Origin of the sequence: Sphingobacterium multivorum (genome assembly GCF_900457465.1) — a bacterium.
GTDB lineage: Bacteria > Bacteroidota > Bacteroidia > Sphingobacteriales > Sphingobacteriaceae > Sphingobacterium > Sphingobacterium multivorum.
On the sequence record NZ_UAUU01000009.1, the window covers coordinates 699,719 to 719,557 of the forward strand.

The 19,839-nt window shown below is 41.9% G+C and carries 16 protein-coding genes, 2 tRNA genes and 3 rRNA genes; 12 read left to right on the top strand and 9 right to left on the bottom strand.

The annotated features are described in order from the left end of the window. The first annotated feature begins 10 nt into the window (after positions 1-10). The 6 genes from DTA23_RS14530 (at position 11) to DTA23_RS14555 (ending at position 7,009) form a co-directional block, all read left to right on the top strand. Positions 11-1,021: an inorganic phosphate transporter gene (locus DTA23_RS14530; RefSeq protein ID WP_046671636.1), complete on the top strand. Its 1,011-nt coding sequence runs from the start codon at positions 11-13 to the stop codon at positions 1,019-1,021. A 239-nt stretch (positions 1,022-1,260) separates the two neighbouring features. After that, positions 1,261-2,655, top strand: coding sequence for an OmpA family protein (locus DTA23_RS14535; protein ID WP_112375447.1), 1,395 nt, complete (start codon positions 1,261-1,263; stop codon positions 2,653-2,655). 181 nt (positions 2,656-2,836) lie between these two features. After that, positions 2,837-4,249, top strand: coding sequence for a tetratricopeptide repeat protein (locus DTA23_RS14540; protein WP_112375119.1), 1,413 nt, complete (start codon positions 2,837-2,839; stop codon positions 4,247-4,249). A gap of 293 nt (positions 4,250-4,542) precedes the next feature. Further along, positions 4,543-5,088: a shikimate dehydrogenase family protein gene (locus DTA23_RS14545; RefSeq protein ID WP_370445107.1), complete on the top strand. Its 546-nt coding sequence runs from the start codon at positions 4,543-4,545 to the stop codon at positions 5,086-5,088. A gap of 44 nt (positions 5,089-5,132) precedes the next feature. Beyond that, positions 5,133-5,774 (top strand): MBL fold metallo-hydrolase, encoded by a 642-nt coding sequence (locus tag DTA23_RS14550; RefSeq protein ID WP_070560919.1) that lies wholly within the window; start codon positions 5,133-5,135, stop codon positions 5,772-5,774. Positions 5,775-5,779: 5 nt separating this feature from the next. Next, positions 5,780-7,009 (top strand): FtsX-like permease family protein, encoded by a 1,230-nt coding sequence (locus DTA23_RS14555; RefSeq protein ID WP_112375120.1) that lies wholly within the window; start codon positions 5,780-5,782, stop codon positions 7,007-7,009. Here the strand turns inward: DTA23_RS14555 and DTA23_RS14560 are convergent. Next, the gene (locus DTA23_RS14560) at positions 7,006-7,653 is read right to left on the bottom strand and encodes a carboxypeptidase regulatory-like domain-containing protein (protein ID WP_070560915.1); all 648 of its coding nucleotides are present in this window, start codon (positions 7,651-7,653) and stop codon (positions 7,006-7,008) included. The genes DTA23_RS14555 and DTA23_RS14560 overlap by 4 nt on opposite strands. 57 nt (positions 7,654-7,710) lie before the next feature. Continuing rightward, the gene (locus DTA23_RS14565) at positions 7,711-7,986 is read right to left on the bottom strand and encodes a NifU family protein (RefSeq protein ID WP_046671629.1); all 276 of its coding nucleotides are present in this window, start codon (positions 7,984-7,986) and stop codon (positions 7,711-7,713) included. A gap of 242 nt (positions 7,987-8,228) precedes the next feature. Between DTA23_RS14565 and DTA23_RS14570 the strand changes: the two genes are divergently transcribed. The 3 genes from DTA23_RS14570 to coaBC are packed head-to-tail and all read left to right on the top strand — an operon-like array spanning position 8,229 to position 10,678. Then, entirely contained in the window at positions 8,229-9,158 is a 930-nt protein-coding gene (locus DTA23_RS14570; protein ID WP_112375121.1) for an outer membrane protein assembly factor BamD, read from the top strand. After that, on the top strand, positions 9,142-9,471 hold the full coding sequence (locus DTA23_RS14575; protein WP_046671627.1) for a DNA-directed RNA polymerase subunit omega: 330 nt from the start codon (positions 9,142-9,144) through the stop codon (positions 9,469-9,471). The genes DTA23_RS14570 and DTA23_RS14575 overlap by 17 nt, the downstream gene beginning before the upstream one ends. A 10-nt stretch (positions 9,472-9,481) precedes the next feature. Further along, on the top strand, positions 9,482-10,678 hold the full coding sequence (coaBC, locus tag DTA23_RS14580; protein ID WP_112375122.1) for a bifunctional phosphopantothenoylcysteine decarboxylase/phosphopantothenate--cysteine ligase CoaBC: 1,197 nt from the start codon (positions 9,482-9,484) through the stop codon (positions 10,676-10,678). A 45-nt stretch (positions 10,679-10,723) separates the two neighbouring features. On the opposite strand, the gene DTA23_RS14585 is transcribed toward coaBC, so the two are convergent. Continuing rightward, complete coding sequence (locus DTA23_RS14585) at positions 10,724-12,091, bottom strand: methyltransferase RsmF C-terminal domain-like protein (RefSeq protein WP_112375123.1); 1,368 nt, start codon at positions 12,089-12,091, stop codon at positions 10,724-10,726. Positions 12,092-12,179: 88 nt separating this feature from the next. Between DTA23_RS14585 and DTA23_RS14590 the strand changes: the two genes are divergently transcribed. Further along, positions 12,180-12,566 carry an SRPBCC domain-containing protein gene (locus DTA23_RS14590; RefSeq protein WP_070560908.1) on the top strand — a complete coding sequence of 129 codons (387 nt, stop codon included), beginning with the start codon at positions 12,180-12,182 and terminating at the stop codon, positions 12,564-12,566. A 663-nt stretch (positions 12,567-13,229) separates the two neighbouring features. On the opposite strand, the gene rrf is transcribed toward DTA23_RS14590, so the two are convergent. From rrf to DTA23_RS27155, 6 genes are all read right to left on the bottom strand, one after another. Further along, positions 13,230-13,341: ribosomal RNA gene (gene rrf, locus DTA23_RS14595) — 5S ribosomal RNA — on the bottom strand. Positions 13,342-13,466: 125 nt separating this feature from the next. Next, positions 13,467-16,350 (bottom strand): 23S ribosomal RNA (locus DTA23_RS14600). A gap of 231 nt (positions 16,351-16,581) precedes the next feature. Beyond that, positions 16,582-16,655: transfer RNA gene (locus tag DTA23_RS14605), tRNA-Ala, on the bottom strand. An 11-nt stretch (positions 16,656-16,666) separates the two neighbouring features. Next, positions 16,667-16,740 (bottom strand) — tRNA-Ile (locus DTA23_RS14610). Positions 16,741-16,861: 121 nt separating this feature from the next. Continuing rightward, a 16S ribosomal RNA gene (locus DTA23_RS14615) occupies positions 16,862-18,391 on the bottom strand. The 16S, 23S and 5S rRNA genes sit together here with 2 tRNA genes alongside, the layout of an rRNA operon. 121 nt (positions 18,392-18,512) lie before the next feature. Next, the gene (locus tag DTA23_RS27155; RefSeq protein WP_112375124.1) at positions 18,513-18,725 is read right to left on the bottom strand and encodes a hypothetical protein; all 213 of its coding nucleotides are present in this window, start codon (positions 18,723-18,725) and stop codon (positions 18,513-18,515) included. A 150-nt stretch (positions 18,726-18,875) separates the two neighbouring features. Between DTA23_RS27155 and DTA23_RS14625 the strand changes: the two genes are divergently transcribed. After that, positions 18,876-19,088: a hypothetical protein gene (locus DTA23_RS14625; RefSeq protein ID WP_112375125.1), complete on the top strand. Its 213-nt coding sequence runs from the start codon at positions 18,876-18,878 to the stop codon at positions 19,086-19,088. Then, the gene (locus DTA23_RS26935) at positions 19,066-19,263 is read left to right on the top strand and encodes a hypothetical protein (RefSeq protein ID WP_139144877.1); all 198 of its coding nucleotides are present in this window, start codon (positions 19,066-19,068) and stop codon (positions 19,261-19,263) included. The genes DTA23_RS14625 and DTA23_RS26935 overlap by 23 nt, the downstream gene beginning before the upstream one ends. Positions 19,264-19,839 lie beyond the last annotated feature (576 nt).

A 19,839-nucleotide genomic window follows, 5' to 3' on the forward strand; every position in this document is an offset into this window, starting at 1 on the left:
CTACGAGATTATGATGTCAACATTACTCGTTGTTGTAATTGTCCTTGCGATTGCTTTTGACTACATCAATGGATTCCATGATGCCGCCAATTCTATTGCGACAGTTGTATCAACAAAAGTTTTAACGCCAGCAATGGCCGTTTTATGGGCTGCGATATTCAACTTTGCAGCTTACTTCTACTTTACAGATCATAAAGTAGCCAATACCATTGCAAAAACAGTATTGGAAGAATACATTACCTTAGAAGTTATTTTTGCGGGGTTACTTGCAGCAATCGGTTGGAACTTATTTACATGGTACTATGGTGTGCCATCCAGTTCATCCCATACGCTTATTGGAGGTTTTGCAGGATCGGGAATGGCTTACGCGTTCATCCTTGGCGCAGATCCTATCCACGCCATCAATATTGATGCAACCTTAAAGATTATTGCATTTATCGTACTGGCCCCTATTATAGGTATGACGATATCGGTTATCATCACATTGATTGTAATCAACCTGGCAAAAAACTCCCGTCCAAGTGTTGCCGAAAAATGGTTCAAGATATTGCAACTTGTTTCTTCTGCCGCCTTGAGCTTTGCACATGGAGGTAATGATGCGCAGAAAGTCATGGGAATTATCCTTGTAGCGATGGTTGCTGGTGGCTATGTCCCAACGACTGAACACATGCCTGAATGGATTCCATTAACTTGTTACGCAGCAATCGCTGCCGGAACAATGAGCGGTGGGTGGAAAATTGTTAAAACGATGGGAACCAAGATTACAAAAGTAACACCCTTGGAAGGTGTTTGTGCTGAATCTGCAGGAGCTGTCACCTTGGGTATCACAGAACATTTTGGGATACCAGCCTCAACTACGCATACCATTACAGGTGCAATCATCGGTGTTGGTGTTGTCAAACGTGTATCAGCAGTACGTTGGGGGGTAACAATTAGCTTGTTATGGGCTTGGATATTAACCATTCCGGTTTCAGCTTTGTTGGGCGCGTTGTCGTTATTGGTCGTACATTATTTGCTTTAGAAAAAAATACTTAATTTTTTTCTTAAACCTATTGAAACAAAACAAAAATTTGGTACTTTCGTACCGGATTTTTGTTTTGTTGTTTCACATTAAATACTTAATTTAGTACAAAATATAGCAAAAACAAAATTTTAACATAACTTTAAGACTTTGGCACGGCAATTGTACTATTCCATGTGTTAATACGATAATTAAATTTGAAAACAATTAAAATTAATAATAACCTTAAAAACAAGAGTATGAACTATTCTACAATTAAAAAAACAGCAGTTGCTGCTACATTAGTTGCCGCTTTAGGTTTCGCTGGTACAGCACAAGCTCAACAAGTATTCGGTGGTAGATCACAATACAGAACTTGGTCTATCGGAGTTCAAGGTGGTATCACTACACCAAACACAATTCTTCCTGGATCAAATGCTTTTGGACAAAAAGTAGGTTACTTCCAAAACAAAGTTGGTGAATACTACGGATTAACTATCCGTAAACAATTCTCTCACACTTTTGGTTTAGAATTAGAAGCAAACCGTGGTAAGATCAAAACTTATAACAAAGCTCTTGACGGATTTGACGGATTTGAAGCTGGTTCTGGAACTAATCGTAATGGTGTTGCTAAATCTGCACAAACTGATGTAAATTGGGCAGCTAGCATTAATGGTGTATTTCAATTAGGAACTATTGATTTCTTAAGAAGAGAAAATGCGGTTAACTTCTACGCTAAAGTAGGTTTAGGAGTATTGGCTAATAATCCTGTTCAATTTGGAAATGAAGACTTTTCTGGAACAGAGGTTTATAACAATAAAGGTAATTGGGGATCTGAAATCTTCGGTGACCGTGAATTCAAAGGTGACCGTGATAACAAATTAACGGCTTTCGTTCCTGTAGGTGTTGGTGCTAAATTCAAATTATCAGAAGTTGTTGCCTTGAATTTAGGTTATACAATGAACTTTACTGATGATAACTTATTATATGGTCCCGCTCGTACAGATTACAAAGGTAAATTCTCTACAGTGATGGCTGGTTTAGAATTCACTTTAGGTTCGAAAGACAAACAAAACTTGACTTTTGCTAACCCAGTTGCTACATTGTATGATGAGTTGAAAGATCCTTCATTGAGAAACGAAGTTGAAGCGTTGAAACAACGTGTAAGCACTTTAGAAGGTACTGTTAACACATTAAGCGCTGACGCTGATGGTGATGGTGTATCTGATAAATTTGACAAATGTCCTGGTACTCCAGCTGGTACTCCAGTAGATGGTTCAGGATGTCCAATCAAATTCCCAGAGCCAGTTGCTAACAACGTTACTTCTAACGGTTACTACGCTCCAATTCAATTCGAATTTGATAGCTCAGTATTGAAAACTTCATCTTACTCTACATTAGACAAATTGGCTAAAGAGTTACGTGATAACAATTCATCTGTACAATTAGATGGTTATGCTTCTGCTGAAGGTTCTGAAGCTTATAACTTGACTTTATCTAAAGACCGTGCGAACTCTGTAAAACAATATTTAGTAAACGCTGGTGTTTCTTCATCAAGCATCACTGCTAACGGTTACGGAGAGAAAAACCCAGTTGCATCTAATGCTACTGAAGAAGGTCGTGTTCAAAACCGTCGTGTTGAGATCAAAAAATAATCGTATATAACTTATACCATTATATTAGAAGCCGGCTTTAAAGCCGGCTTTTTTATTTTACCCGTATTTATCCTTAACTTTGTGGAGGATATCCGATTTGTGGAAAATTAGTTCGAACAAATTAGATAAGAAATTAGTATTTTGAATTAAAGAACAGAATACTGGTTTTAAACTTTTGAGAATGGAAGAGGATTTTGAATTTGAAAACCCCGAAGAAAGAAAAATCTCGGTGGACAGATATGAGGAAATGCTTCGAAACGAGGATCAGTATTTTTTTGACTCCAAGGCTTTTGAAGGAATTATTGATTACTACACTGAAAAAAATGACCCTGTTAAGGCCCTACAGGTTACCGAATATGCGATCAGCCAACACCCTTTTGATATTACCTTCCTATTGAAACAGGCACAACTGTTTTCAACGATTCAACAATATCAGAATGCACTTGCAGCGCTTGATAAAGCGGAATTATTGGAAGCTTCAGAAGGAGACATTTTCTTGATCCGCGGCGGCATATTAGGCAGTATCGGCCAGTTTGATAATGCTTTGGAACAGCTCTTCAAAGCACTTCCGCTATTAGATAATAAAGATGAGGTCTATTTCCATATTGCGATGATCTTTCAAGCGCAAATGAATTATGACAAGGCTATAATTTATCTAAAGAAAGCCCTTGAGCTCAACATGGATTACCAAGAAGCACTCTATGAATTGGCCTACTGTTATGATGTATTGGATAGACAAGAGGAAAGTATCTCCTTTTATAAAAAATACATTGATTCAGATCCATACTCCTACTATGCTTGGTACAATTTGGGAAATTCTTTCCATAAAATCAGTCGGTTTGAGGAAGCTTTAGACGCATACGACTATGCTATATTAATTAAAGAAGACTTTTCTTCAGCTTATTTCAATAAGGGGAACGCTCTTGTTAATCTAGATCGCTATCAGGAAGCATTGGACGTATACAAACAAACATTTGAATATGAGCAACCAAGTGCTGACACCTATTGTGCGATTGGCGAATGTTATGAGAAACTTGAGCAGATGGAGGAAGCCCGCAATTATTATAAAAAGGCAGTCAAATTAGATGCGGAGCTTGCTGATGCCTGGTTCGGTATTGGGGTCACCTTAGATTTCGAAGAGCGTTATTTTGAATCTCTTCATTTCTATAAAAAAGCATTGGAGCTGGAAGATACAAACCCCGATTACTGGTTTGCGATTGCCGATGCCCGATACAAACTACAACAAATAGATCTTGCAGAAGAAGCCTATAAAAAGGTAGTCGCTTTGAACCCAACAGATATAGATGCGTGGCTCGATTATTCCTCCATTCTATTTGAACAAAGTAAAATTGAAGAAGCCATTGATGTAATATCCGATGCCATCACACAAAATCCAGATGCTGCAGAGCTATACTATCGTGTGGTTGCTTATCTATTTGCCAATGGACAATACAATGAAGCGCTGAACTTTTTAGAGCTTGGTCTGGCGACGAATCCCGATAAGCATCATATTCTTTTTGATTACCTTCCACAGCTACAAGGGAATCAGATTATTACTGAAATTGTAAAAAAATATACAAAGCCGAAAGATTAACATGTAAGAGGCTCATATCCGGTCATTGCATAGCAATGACCGGATATTAAATTGAAATATATTCCTGTTCCACAACGTACTTTTCGCAATTCAAATGAAAAAATTAGGCTTAATAGGATACCCGTTAGGGCATTCTTTTTCAAAAAATATTATCTAGAAAAATTTCATCAAGAGGGTATTACCGATGTGGATTATGATTTATATCCACTTGCTCAAATAGCCGATTTTACAATAATTGCTTCCAATAAAGACTTTTACGGTGTCAATGTGACCATTCCCTATAAGATAGAGTTATGGATTATTTGGATGAGCTCTCGGAAGAAGCTCATGCAATACAAGCTGTAAACTGTATTCGAATCAGCCATACATCAGATGGCATAACACATCTTAAAGGCTACAATACAGATGCCTATGGTTTTGAGGCATCGCTAAAGCCGCTATTAAATCCCCAAGCGGATAAGAAGGCTTTGATTTTAGGTAATGGGGGCGCTGCAAAAGCTGTCATTTATGCCCTGAATCAACTTGGAATAACACATACTTTAGTAAGCAGAACCAAACAGGCAGGCCAGCTCACTTATGATGAAATTGATCGTGCTATCCTAGCTGACCATACTTTGATTATCAACTGTTCACCGGTTGGTACATTTCCCAATACAGCAGAATATCCGAAAATTCCTTACGAATTCTTAACTGAGAATCACCTCTGTTATGATCTCATATACAACCCAGAGGAAACAACGTTTCTTCGAAAAAGCAAAGAAAAAGGTGCCAGAATCAAAAACGGGTATGAAATGTTGGTTCTACAAGCAGAAAAAAACTGGGAAATCTGGAATAGTTGACCTTTCAATAGTAAGAAATCAATAAAAACTGTAATTTTACCACTATGCTTACGATCAAAACATTCACTTTCAATCCCTATCAGGAGAATACTTATCTACTTTATAACGAGTCAGGAAATGCCATTATCATTGATCCTGGGATGTACGGCGAGCAAGATCAGCAAGAACTCCTAGCTTTCATCGCAAACAATAAACTCAAGCCGACACTCCTATTAAATACACACTGTCATATTGACCATGTATTGGGGAATAGTTTTGTCCATGAAAAATTTGGCTTGCTTCCGCAGTTTCACGAAGGTGAGGTACCAATTTTAGTAGCGGTTCAGAATTATGCTCCTCAAATGGGCATCCGATATGACATTTCCCCAATTGGGGAAACATTTCTAAATGAGGATGATACCATTCATTTAGATGATGATGAGCTAACGGTCATTCTTGCGCCTGGACATTCCCCTGCACATATTTGCTTATATTCAGCTGATCAAAAATTCTTGATCGGAGGAGATGTTCTATTTCGCAATAGCATTGGCCGTACTGATCTTCCTGGGGGAAATCACCAGCAGCTTTTGGATAGCATAAAAACAAAACTTTATACCTTGCCCGACGACACGATCGTCTATCCGGGGCATGGCCCATCGACTACGATTGGCTTCGAAAAAAATTCTAATCCATTTATCCAAGGATAAAAGTCATGAACCTGCCATTTCTATTTGCAAAAAGATATCTGTTTTCTAAGAAATCAGTTAATGCCATTAATATCATCTCTTCAATTAGTGTGATTGGCGTAATGGTAAGTAGTGCCGCATTAATCATTTTGTTATCATCATTCAATGGAATGGAACAGCTGATACTATCCATGTACAGTAAGTTTGCTCCTGAGCTGAAGATTGAACCCAAGAAAGGCAAACTTTTTGATAGCAAACAGGCTATCTTCAGCGAATTACGAAAAGATTCTAATGTGGTTCATTATACGGAGGTTCTACAAGAGAAGGTATTGTTACAATATTCAAATAGACAATTTATTGCAAATATAAAAGGTGTCGAACCTCAATCGCTAAGTAAGAAGACCGGAGACAGTATCCTCGTAGATGGCCAATACAAACTTACTCATGACTCGACTAACCTCGCAATTCTAGGGGCTAGCGTACAGGCAAATCTGGCGATTCCTATGCAGAACTCTTCGGGACAAATTCAAGTGTATTCACCGAGAAAAGGGGTAAAAAATTCCTCCAATCCTGCTGAAGAGTTCAACATCCGATCCATAACTCCTGTAGGGGTAATGCGCTATCAACAAGATTTTGACAATTTGATAATTACACCGATTTCATTTGCTAAAGAGGTTCTCGGAGAATATGACCGCGTTTCATCGATCGAATTTTACCTAAAAGATGGTATAGATGTCAACTTATTTGGGCAGACATTACAAAAGAAAATAGGACCAGATTATATTGTAAAGAATAGAGAAAAACAAAACCCCACCTTATATAAAAATGTACGTGTTGAACGCTGGGTCGTCTTCTTTATCCTGACCTTAATCAGTGTGATTGCAATCTTTAATATTGTAGGTTCCTTAACCATGCTTGTACTGGACAAACAAAAGGATATGACGATCCTGAAAGGTTTGGGTGGGGCTGATAATCTAATTCAACGTATCTTCTTTTATGAAGGTCTTATGATCGCTATTATCGGTTGTGTATTAGGTCTATTGATAGGCGGCATATTCAACTATATTCAGTCAGTCTATGGAATCATTCGTGTAGAAGATGGAACGAATACCATTATTGACAGCTACCCTATGGTAAGTAAGTGGAGTGATTACATTTTAGTATTCATAACAGTCATTGGCATCTCTGGTCTAGTTTCCTATTTCTCCGCTAAATTAAGTGTGAGAGAACTCAATAAACTGAAATCGACTGATTAATAACTTGAACTTTTTCGGCTTTGACTTCCTTTTGTAATCTGTTGGATTAAACTGCCCCATGCAAAAGGATTTAACAATGGATTAGCATAACGTTGGTTGATGACTTTATTATTCATGGTATTAAAGCTCTGCGCATTATTAATTGAACGCATTTCATTTCCGTCACGTGGTATTACAGCTGCCATTGCAGACAAGGACTCATACGACAAGGATCTTCTTACTCTAACGATGTTATCTTCGGAAACGTCTAGATTCATAAATGCAATGTTAAACTCTTCTATACTTGCCCAAGGATAGGGCGTTACCATCGGAAGTTCCGTCACTAGATTTTGCATAATGATATTTGCGGTATATTTATCTCCAGAAACCTCAGGAATAGTGACAACTAAAGGATCAAAACCGACAGAGGTAAAACGAATTGTATCGCCTACATGTGCCACAAAAGAGAAATAGCCCTCGTTATTTGCAGCAAATGCTTCATTTCGGAAAGATAAATTAGTGACAGTCGCATAACCTACAGGAAGTCCAGACCCAACCGTTGTTACGATACCGGAATATTGAATAATTTTCCTTTCCTGCGCTTGTAATGCAGCGGAACAAAAAAGTATAAATACAGCAAATAATATAGAAACCAGCAACTTCATAGAACAAATTTAAACAAAAGTAGCCGAACTAGCCGTTAAATTGTGTTAATAGAAAAACTAATTAACAGAGGGTAAAGTTGCTTCTGGGGAATCTGGATCTGTTAAATTAATAGCCTCTACTGCTGTAATTTCAGGAACAGCTTTCTTAATTGCCTGCTCTAAACCAGCTTTAAAGGTCATAATGCTCATTGAACATGAAGCACATGCTCCCAATAATTTTAAACGCACGACATTATCCGCTGTAATCTCTTCAACACTCACATTTCCGCCATCAGTCTCCAAATATGGTCTCAAGGTATCTAATGCTTGCTCAACTTTTTCTTTTAAAGTCATACTCTTAATGCTATTCAATGATTGTAATATGTAAAGATAATCAAATATTTTAAAATGTGTATTTTTAGGCTTCGCTACCATTGGAAAAACAACAAGTATATGACAATATACCCTCTTCCAAACTACAATCGAGTTAAAGAATGTTAATAAGAAATGTTGTTTTTGCGATCAAATAATTATTAAACTATATTGCGCAGTAAAATTTAATTGATTAGTATAACAAATTCACTTATCTTTGTAAAATGTTTTTAAATAGGCGTATAGCGGCTATCTGTGCCGGCATGATGTTTCTATTGGTATTTACTGGCTGTAAAAGTAAATTTGAGAAATTGCGCGCAAGCAATAACATCGCTCAAAAGTACGAAGAGGCCGTAAAACTTTATGAGAAAAAGAAATATACAAAGGCGTTAGTTTTGTTTGATGACTTGCGGACCAAATTCCGTGGACAAGCTGAAGCAGAAAATATTTACTATTATTTGGCATTTGCCAACTACCGTCTGAAAGATTATACATCTGCAGCATTTCACTTTAAAGATTTTGCGGATGTTTATCCAAATAGTGCAAGAGCAGAGGAATGTCGTTTTATGCATGCCTATTGTTATTATTTAGATTCTCCGAGATCGACGTTAGATCAAGCAAATACAAGAAAGGCAATTGATGCTTTACAGCTCTTCGTCAATCTCTATCCCGAATCGGAACGGTCCAAAGAAGCCGCAGATCTTATTCAGAAATTAAGAGATAAACTTGAGCTTAAAGCATTTGCTAATGCAAGACTGTATTATGATATGGGTCTTACGGATGATTATAGGGCAGCTGTCATCGCATTACAGAATGTATTAAAAGAATACCCTGATACAAAATACGCAGAAGAGATTGAGTTTTTAACCTTAAAAGCACAATACATCTATGCGTCAAAAAGTTTCTTCCTGAAACAAGAAAGCAGATTTGATGATGCCTTGGATTATTACCGTAGCTTCGCAAGTAATTTTCCGAATAGCAAACATATGAAAGAGGCAGAATCTCTTCGTGAGAATTCTGAAAAAGGGATTAAAACCGCCCTCTCTCAAGTGAAGGATTATAATAAGGCCGTTGCGGAGCAGGAAGTGTATATTAAAGAACAAAAGGCGAAAAAAGAAAAAGAAAATACCCAAAAAGATGAGTCAAAAAAATAACAATTCAGTTCCAAACTCTACAGTCACACGTGACTTGAGACAATTGGACAAAGGCACTGACAATCTCTATGAATCTATTGTAGTTATTTCTAAACGCGCGAACCAAATTGCAGTAGATATTAAAGAAGAATTGAATGGAAAACTTGCTGAATTCGCGAGCAACAACGATAACTTGGAAGAGGTATTCGAAAACCGTGAACAAATAGAGATTTCAAAACATTACGAGCGTATGCCAAAGCCTACTTTGGTTGCTATTGATGAATTTTTACACGATAAAGTGTACTACAGAAATCCTTCAAAAGAGCAGGACTAATACTTAAACAATGGCTTTAGCTGGGAAAAATATTGTAATTGCTGTATGCGGCAGTATTGCCGCATACAAGATTGCATCCCTTATCCGCCTTTTGGTAAAAGCGGAAGCCAAAGTTAACGTAGTCATGTCAAAAGAAGCGACAGCCTTTATTACCCCGCTTACGCTTTCCACACTTTCCAAAACCCCCGTTTTAATAGATTATTATCAGCCGAATACCGGGGAATGGAACAATCATGTCGAAATTGCTTTAAATGCAGATTATATTTTAGCCGCACCAGCAACGGCAAATACCTTGGCCAAAATGGCCAATGGGATTTGCGATAACCTCTTAACAGCCGTGTATCTATCAGCAAAATGTCCAGTACTATTCGCTCCAGCAATGGATTTAGATATGTGGAAACACCCTTCAACACAGTCCAATATTAATAAGCTTAGTTCTTATGGCAATATCCTCATTCCCCCGGGAAAAGGGGAACTGGCAAGTGGTCTAGTTGGTGAGGGGCGTTTGGCGGAGCCGGAAGAAATAATGGATTTCTTAATTAAATTTTCGGAGCGAGGACTGCCCTTAGCAGGAAAGAAAGCATTAGTATCAGCTGGCCCTACTTATGAAGCTATAGACCCAGTCCGCTTCATTGGCAATCATTCAAGTGGAAAAATGGGCTATGCCATCGCCAAAGAACTTGAAGAACTTGGCGCAGATGTCACGCTAGTATCGGGACCGACTGCCCTGAAATTACCCGAGCGCGTCTATACGATTTCAGTTACCTCGGCAGCTGAGATGCTGAGCGCCTGCGAAGAATATTTTGAAGCAGCAGATATTGTTGTGATGAGCGCTGCTGTGGCAGACTACACTCCAGTTGAAGTCGCTACCCAAAAAATAAAAAAGAAAGAAAACGAATTCGCTATCGAGCTGACGAAAACCGCCGATATTCTAGCTACTTTAGGTGCCAAAAAGAAAGAAAACCAGTTACTCGTTGGGTTTGCATTGGAAACCAATAATGAACTCGAAAATGCAAAAGACAAATTGGTTCGAAAAAACCTGGATTTTATTGTGCTCAATTCCATGCAAGATAAAGGTGCCGGCTTTGCCACGGATACGAATAAAGTCACTATAATCGATCGGTCTGGAAATACCCGTGAGTTTAGCCTAAAATCGAAAGAAGAAGTTGCTAAAGATATCTGCTCAATTATCGTGAGCCTATCCTAAGCAAATTTTATATATACTCCCCTTGGAGTACAATGTCTCCAGCTCTTATAAATTTGCAATCCTCAATTCCTTTGGATAATAGTTGTTTATTCGGTTGGTCAATACCTTCATCCAGCCCAAAGGTTTACCTTGAAAACTTGCTATGGCCCATCCTTGAATATTTTCGCCAATCGTATCCACAGCTATATTTTCCTTTCTAAGATAATTGCGGGCATCCTCAAGCGACAATTCCACCAATTGGAAGTCTTTGGTCAAATGAATGCTCAAAGCCAGCGCATGGCTTGGTATTAGCTCCTTTCTGTTAAGTTTCCCAACATTAGTTCCCGCGTTCTTAAGATAAAGTACATTTTGGAGATACTTTAGATCATGTTCATACATTTTTGGAAAAATATATACATCCTCATGATGAAGAAAAGTATGAAAACTGGCACTATCCAAAATCCAATTATCTAGAATTCCTCTAGGTACATCTGATTTTTCGGGTTTAATTCGCTTTCTATTGAGCGTTTCCTGTTCGCCAATCTTCTTAAGGACAGCAATAAAAAAGCCCTCTCCACCTAATTTATGCGGGTAAAATCGATAACCGTGTGCACGATGCTTATTAGAACTTGTATGATCAATTCCCCAATGCTCTTCAATAGCTATTTCAATAGATTCGAAATCACCGCTATCCAGTAACCAATCGACAATATCTTCATTTTCTTCCGGAGAATAAGAACACGTTGAATAGAACAAATATCCGCCCTTATTTAAAGTCGCCAAGCTTTCAGCCAAAATTCGCTGTTGTCTTTCGCTACAAAGCTTAACATTAGCTTCGGACCATTCATCGATGGCATCGGTATCTTTTCTAAACATTCCAGATCCAGAACATGGGGCATCAACAAGCATCAAATCGAAGTATCCTGGAAGGCGATTAAACGCTGCAGGATCATTATTTGTCGTTACTGTGTTAGCATTTCCCCATTTCATTAAGTTATCTTGCAGGACGGTAACCCTAGTTTTAATAATTTCATTTGCAACCAAGAGCGATTCCGGATGCAAACTACTGTTTAATAAAGTAGACTTTCCTCCTGGAGCGGCGCATAAGTCCAACGCCCGAACACTCCTTTCATTTAACTTCAAACTTCGAATAATATGATCTATGAACATGGAAGAAGCATCTTGTGGATAGTATGCTCCAGCATGAAATAAAGGATCTAACGTAAACACTGGACGATCCTGAAGATAATAAGCCACATGACACCAAGGAACTTGTTCTGCATTAGGAAACGGACAATCTTCTAATTTATTAGGGTTTAGGCGTATTGCCGTCGCCCGAATACCTTCTTCATGTATCTTAATAAATGCATCAGTATCAAATAATGGATTCACTCCTAACTTTTTCACTAAAGAATTTGGCAGAAAATTACTCATGTTGTCCTAATAGTTTGCGATAAAATTAAGATAAATAAAAATGAAGTCAAAATAAGTGGTAAATTACAAGAAAGAGTAACTTTGCATCATGAAAGAATTCAAGAAATATGCTATTATTCCTGCAACTCCAGAGGAGCTGTATCTTGCATTAACGACCGAAATTACCGCTCGTCTTTGGACAGGAGACCTAGTGTCCATAGACGCTACTATCAACGGAGAATTCTCCTTATGGGATGGTGCTATAACTGGCCGATTCTTGGAACTGGAACCTTCGACAAAAATTGTGCAAGAATGGTACTTCGGTGAAACAGACAACCCTTCGATTGTTACATTAAAGCTGCATGAACATAAAAAAGGGACATCCTTGGAAATTAGGCAGACAAATATACCGGATGAAGACTTTGAAAATATCTCGGATGGATGGGAAGACCCTTATATTTCCTCGTTGATCGACTTTTATACAGAAGAAGATTAAAGCAATGCAGCTATTCTTCCAGGGTATAGTGTAATAGCCAAGAACATCAGGTATTTGTATTCCATATAGACCGTTGGCAATACAGATACCTCCTTACTGTGCCCGACTTTCCACTTTCCAATATATAATAATTGATATTTCACTATTATACAACATGTGAGTCGTTTCAATATCTCAAATAGAACGGATTATAATTTCTATATGCTCCTTTAATCCCAATCTTCATACATATAAAATATCCCACAATAGTTTCAAACACCAAACTCAAAGCTCCTGCCGATATATTCATCCTTTACAGGCAAAGGTGTAGCAATCTTACAACATAAAATCGGCAACAGCGAAAATTATGGTGTTAAAAAGTTTTCAATCCTATCTAATAGAAATACGAATGATATATCCAAAAACCGAGACTTTCTCACATCCGTAAACCATTGGGGTAATAGCTGAGACAGGACATGCTGCTAGTGATTACAAGTAGCTTGTGTAGTGACCGCCGAATATTTGATTTACAATAAATGCTGACTATAACGATGCGTCACACTGCTGCGGAACAGCGCCGGTCGGGGGGTACGGCAGATATGCAATAGCTTGTACAGGGAAGTACAGGCAGGTATCTAAACGCAAGAAGCCCTTGACTGTTTCCAGCAAGGGCTTCCGTGTAAAAAAAGGCACCGACCTACTCTCCCACCTGTTACGGCAATACCATCGGCTCTGGCGGGCTTGACTGCTCTGTTCGGAATGGGAAGAGGTAGACACCGCCGATATAGGCACCTAAAAATCTTTATTGGATGATCTATGATATTCTTATCATGTGATTCATGCCAAATGACATATGTATTGAGAGAGGTTCGTTTCTGTTTGTTTCAAAAATTAAAGAGGAAGACAACAGTGTCTGTCTGCTTGAGAAAGCTTCGGGCTATTAGTACCACTTGGCTTTGGTCTCTCAACCTTTACACCTATGGCCTATCAACGTAGTCATCTTCTACGACCCTATAAGGAAGTCTCATCTCGTGGCTAGTTTCGCACTTAGATGCTTTCAGCGCTTATCTATTCCAGACGTAGCTACCCTGCCGTACACCTGGCGGCATAACAGGTTCACCAGAGGTCTGTCCAACCCGGTCCTCTCGTACTAAGGTCAGATCCACTCAAACTTCCAACGCCCACAACAGATAGGGACCGAACTGTCTCGCGACGTTCTGAACCCAGCTCGCGTGCCACTTTAATGGGCGAACAGCCCAACCCTTGGGACCTTCTCCAGCCCCAGGATGTGACGAGCCGACATCGAGGTGCCAAACCTCCCCGTCGATATGAGCTCTTGGGGGAGATCAGCCTGTTATCCCCAGCGTACCTTTTATCCTTTGAGCGATGGCCCTTCCATACAGAACCACCGGATCACTATGTCCGTCTTTCGACCCTGTTCGACTTGTCGGTCTCACAGTCAAGCAAGCTTATGCCATTGCACTCCGCGTACGGTTACCAAGCGTACTGAGCTTACCTTTGAAAGCCTCCGTTACCTTTTTGGAGGCGACCACCCCAGTCAAACTACCCACCAAACAATGTCCTCGGAAATACCGAGTTAGAAACCGAATACAGAAAGGGCGGTATTTCAAGGTTGATTCCATGACTCCTGGCGAAGCCACTTCAACATCTCCCGCCTATCCTACACATCCTGTACCCAATCTCAATGTTAAGCTATAGTGAAGGTGCATGGGGTCTTTCCGTCCCGTTGCGGGTAATCGGCGTCTTCACCGATACCACAATTTCACCGAGCTCATGGCTGAGACAGCGCCCAGATCGTTACACCATTCGTGCAGGTCGGAACTTACCCGACAAGGAATTTCGCTACCTTAGGACCGTTATAGTTACGGCCGCCGTTTACTGGGGCTTCGATTCAATGCTTCTCTTGCGATGACATCCCCTCTTAACCTTCCAGCACCGGGCAGGTGTCAGGCCTTATACTTCATCTTGCGATTTTGCAAAGCCATATGTTTTTGTTAAACAGTCGCCTGGGCCTTTTCACTGCGGCTGCTCCTCTCAGAGACAGCGCCCCTTCTCCCGAAGTTACAGGGCCATTTTGCCGAGTTCCTTAGCCATGACTCACTCGAGCACCTTAGGATTCTCTCCTCGACCACCTGTGTCGGTTTGCGGTACGGGTCTTCATAACCTGAAGCTTAGCGGGTTTTCTTGGAAGTCTGTTTACCTACTCTATCAGCGCCACCGGAGCTTTGCTGTACTATTGGGTTTCAGCTAGAGTTGCGGATTTGCCTACAACTCCAATACCTACGCCTTTCAACGAACTATTCCGTCAGTTCGCGGCAGTGTCACTACTCCGTCACCACATCGCAGTTATGAAGAGTACTGGAATATTAACCAGTTGTCCATCGGCTTGCCCCCTTCGGGTGCGCCTTAGGTCCCGACTGACCCTGATCCGATTAACGTTGATCAGGAAACCTTGGTCTTTCGGTGGGCGGGTTTCTCACCCGCCTTATCGTTACTTATGCCTACATTTGCTTTTCCATAACCTCCACACAGCATTACCACTGTGCTTCCCCGGCGATGGAATGCTCCCCTACCAGATGCATATCTTTCAATGCAAATCCATAGCTTCGGTACCGTTCTTGATGCCCGTTTATTATCCACGCCCGGCCGCTCGACTAGTGAGCTGTTACGCACTCTTTAAATGAATGGCTGCTTCCAAGCCAACATCCTAGCTGTCTGGGCAACCGGACCTCGTTAGTTCAACTTAGAACGAATTTGGGGACCTTAGCTGATGGTCTGGGTTCTTTCCCTCTCGGCCTTGGACCTTAGCACCCAAAGCCTCACTGCCGGCTATATTTGATAGCATTCGGAGTTCGTCTGGATTTGGTAGGATTTGACTCCCCCGCACCCAATCGGTAGCTCTACCTCTATCAAACTCTACGCCGACGCTGTTCCTAAAAACATTTCGGGGAGTACGAGCTATTTCCCAGTTTGATTGGCCTTTCACCCCTACCCTCAGGTCATCCGGAAACTTTTCAACGTTTATCGGTTCGGTCCTCCATTACATGTTACTGCAACTTCAACCTGCCCAAGGGTAGATCACAAGGTTTCGCGTCTACCTCATCTGACTATGCGCCCTATTAAGACTCGCTTTCGCTTCGGCTGCGTCCCTGAAGGACTTAACCTTGCCAGACAAGAGTAACTCGTAGGCTCATTATGCAAAAGGCACGCTGTCACAGGACCTGCCTGCTCCAACCGCTTGTAAGCACACGGTTTCAGGTTCTTTTCACTCCCCTGTTCGGGGTTCTTTTCACCTTTCCCTCACGGTACTGGTTCACTATCGGTCTCTCAGGAGTATTTAGCCTTACCAGATGGTGCTGGTGGATTCCCACAGGATTTCTCCGGTCCCGCGGTACTCAGGATACCACTATGTCAACATTCTTTACCTGTACGGGGCTCTCACCCTTGTCGCGCAGTTTCCCACCTGCTTCCAGTTCATAGCGCTGTACAATGTCGTGGTCCTACAACCCCGTCTATGCCGTAACATAAACGGTTTGGGCTCTTTCCCGTTCGCTCGCCACTACTTGGGAAATCATTGTTATTTTCTTCTCCTACGCCTACTTAGATGTTTCAGTTCAGCGCGTTCGCGTTTTATACGACTATTCTTCAAATAGTCAGGTTGCCCCATTCGGAAATCTACGGATCGGTTCGCATTTGCCAATCCCCGTAGCTTATCGCAGCTTATCACGTCCTTCTTCGCCTCTGAGAGCCTAGGCATCCCCCGTGTGCCCTTATTTACTTTCTTCACCGGCATAGCCTTTTGCTACTATGCGGCTGCTTTTGATATATATACCCATATGCTACGCAGAGATTCGTTCGGCATTCACCGAGGGTCTCCTCTCTACATCAAACACATACACGTATTGTCTCTATACTGTTGTCTTCTCTTGTAATTTTTTTTCTCTTTCAATATGTCAAAGAACTCTTTTTCCGGTTTGTTTCTTCGGAGCATCTGTCGATGTTCCTCCCGGAGATGTGGAGAATAACGGATTCGAACCGTTGACCCCCTGCGTGCAAGGCAGGTGCTCTAGCCAGCTGAGCTAATTCCCCTTAACTTTTCGTAGTCCCGAGCAGATTTGAACTGCTGACCCCTACATTATCAGTGTAGTGCTCTAACCAACTGAGCTACGGGACTAGCTATTTCCTGTTCATCTATCTCTCTCGGTCCTGCTCCTTTCGGGGCGGGCACTTTCTTCTGATGTTTTTCTTCTTGCAATCATATGTAACGTGACGAGTACCGATCTTCGATACTCTAGAAAGGAGGTATTCCAGCCGCACCTTCCGGTACGGCTACCTTGTTACGACTTAGCCCCAATTATCGGTTTTACCCTAACACGCTCCTTGCGGTAACATGCTTTAGGTACCCCCAACTTTCATGGCTTGACGGGCGGTGTGTACAAGGCCCGGGAACGTATTCACCGCGTCATTGCTGATACGCGATTACTAGCGAATCCAACTTCATGGGGTCGAGTTGCAGACCCCAATCCGAACTGTGAATGGCTTTTAGAGATTAGCATCATATTGCTATGTAGCTGCCCGCTGTACCATCCATTGTAGCACGTGTGTAGCCCCGGACGTAAGGGCCATGATGACTTGACGTCGTCCCCACCTTCCTCTCTGTTTGCACAGGCAGTCTGTTTAGAGTCCCCACCATGACATGCTGGCAACTAAACATAGGGGTTGCGCTCGTTGCGGGACTTAACCCAACACCTCACGGCACGAGCTGACGACAGCCATGCAGCACCTAGTTTCGTGTCCCGAAGGACGAGTGCGTCTCTGCACTCTTCACTAACTTTCAAGCCCGGGTAAGGTTCCTCGCGTATCATCGAATTAAACCACATGCTCCTCCGCTTGTGCGGGCCCCCGTCAATTCCTTTGAGTTTCACCCTTGCGGGCGTACTCCCCAGGTGGATAACTTAACGCTTTCGCTGGGACGCTGGCTGTCTATCGCCAACATCGAGTTATCATCGTTTAGGGCGTGGACTACCAGGGTATCTAATCCTGTTCGATCCCCACGCTTTCGTGCATCAGCGTCAATACCAGCTTAGTGAGCTGCCTTCGCAATCGGAGTTCTAAGACATATCTATGCATTTCACCGCTACTTGTCTTATTCCGCCCACTTCAAATGGATTCAAGCCCATCAGTATCAAAGGCACTGCGATGGTTGAGCCACCGTATTTCACCCCTGACTTAATAGGCCGCCTACGCACCCTTTAAACCCAATAAATCCGGATAACGCTCGGATCCTCCGTATTACCGCGGCTGCTGGCACGGAGTTAGCCGATCCTTATTCTTCCAGTACATTCAGCTAAATACACGTATTTAGGTTTATTCCTGGACAAAAGCAGTTTACAACCCATAGGGCAGTCATCCTGCACGCGGCATGGCTGGTTCAGGCTTCCGCCCATTGACCAATATTCCTTACTGCTGCCTCCCGTAGGAGTCTGGTCCGTGTCTCAGTACCAGTGTGGGGGATTCTCCTCTCAGAGCCCCTAGACATCGTCGCCTTGGTAAGCCGTTACCCTACCAACTAGCTAATGTCACGCGAGCCCATCTCTATCCTATAAATATTTAATCAACCGAACATGCGAACTGTTGATGTTATGCGGTGTTAATCTCTCTTTCGAGAGGCTATCCCCCTGATAGAGGTAGGTTGCTCACGCGTTACGCACCCGTGCGCCACTCTCACCATCTTCGAGCAAGCTCTCCGATGGATCCCGTCCGACTTGCATGTATTAGGCCTGCCGCTAGCGTTCATCCTGAGCCAGGATCAAACTCTCCATTGTAAAATGAAGTTTTTGATTCCAACTATTTATAATAATCAGAATTCTTTTTTTTATATCTCTGATCTTGGATCGAATTGAACGAATTACTTGAATTTGTTCATGACTTTCGACTTTCGTCTGTCTACTCGTCACGCTTACATGATTGTGTTTTCTTAAAGAACTTTGTCGCTTCAACTTCCGTATCCGCCATATTCCGATAGGCATTGCGCCTCTCTTTATCGTTTTGTTTTTCCCTTCGTTTCCGTTGGGACTGCAAAGGTAGAAATCTTTTTTGAACTTCCAAAAACTTTCTGAAGTTTTTTTTCTTTTCTCTTTTTCCGATTTCCGCGCTCAACTCTCGTTAAACCCTTCTTTTTTCATGGTTCCCTGCTCTCGCGGCAACCGTCCCTCCCTTGCGGAGTGGTGCAAAGATAGGGAGTTTACTAACAAACTTCCAAGCCTTTTGTTCTTATTTATTTCATTTTCCCCTTAACTGCCTGTAACGGTGCGAGATTCTTTTTGTAAAACAGGTGATCGGAAGGCTGGGAAGGCCGGTTCCGGGACAGAATGGGGACGGGAACCGGGACTCGATACAGGCTCCGCAGCGGAAACATGGATGAACATTGTATTGCTCGATCTGCTTAAGCTCGGGATCTCTTTGGTAGCCCGCTCGGCTCAACGCCCAATCGAAGACGATGCGCATAGGCGCAGCCTATAAACTGGTGAATATTGATAAGACCGGAAAATTGTGCCGTCGGAAAGAAACAGCAACGCAGGATATAACAGGGGACGGACGGATATCGGTAGGGCCAGAACAATGGCAGAACACAGGCTACCGGAATACCTTCTTCTGTAGCTATACTTTTCTACCTGTTTACTTAGGTTTAGTTTAGGGTTTGGTTAGGTTTAGTTTAGGTATAGTATAGGTTGTAGCTAAGCAAACCCTAACTTATTACTAAGCTAACGATAAACAAAAGCTAAACTAAGAAATAAAGCATCCTTAACTCTCCCTTATTTAGGGAAAGGTGGTTCCGCTCGGGGACAACGCTAAGGCTGCTGACAAAGGTCTGCGGAAACCTCCGACTGCCCTCCCAGCCTCCTTCGTACCATGGTCGGGGCTGGTTTAGCCCCTGAACGTCCTGCGTCCGTAGTGAGTCCGTGTTGTCTCCGACTCTAAGCCCGCACTCACCCCGCTGCCAGCACGGACAAATGACGCTCCGAACGCGGCCATATCCCCCGGATGCCCCTAAAAAAGGCCAATACCAGACTGAACCGTAGCCGAACAACTCCGTAGCAACGCAGCAAACACGAAAACAACTCGGAAAAACATACTATCAAAGGCGCAAAAAGAATTTGGGAGCAGAGCAGCGTAGGGGAATGTCCCAATTTAACGATGGAGCGGAGCAACCCTTGTTATCTTATCTCCCTTGGTTTAAAGCAACACATAAGCTGTCTTTATTTATCAGTGA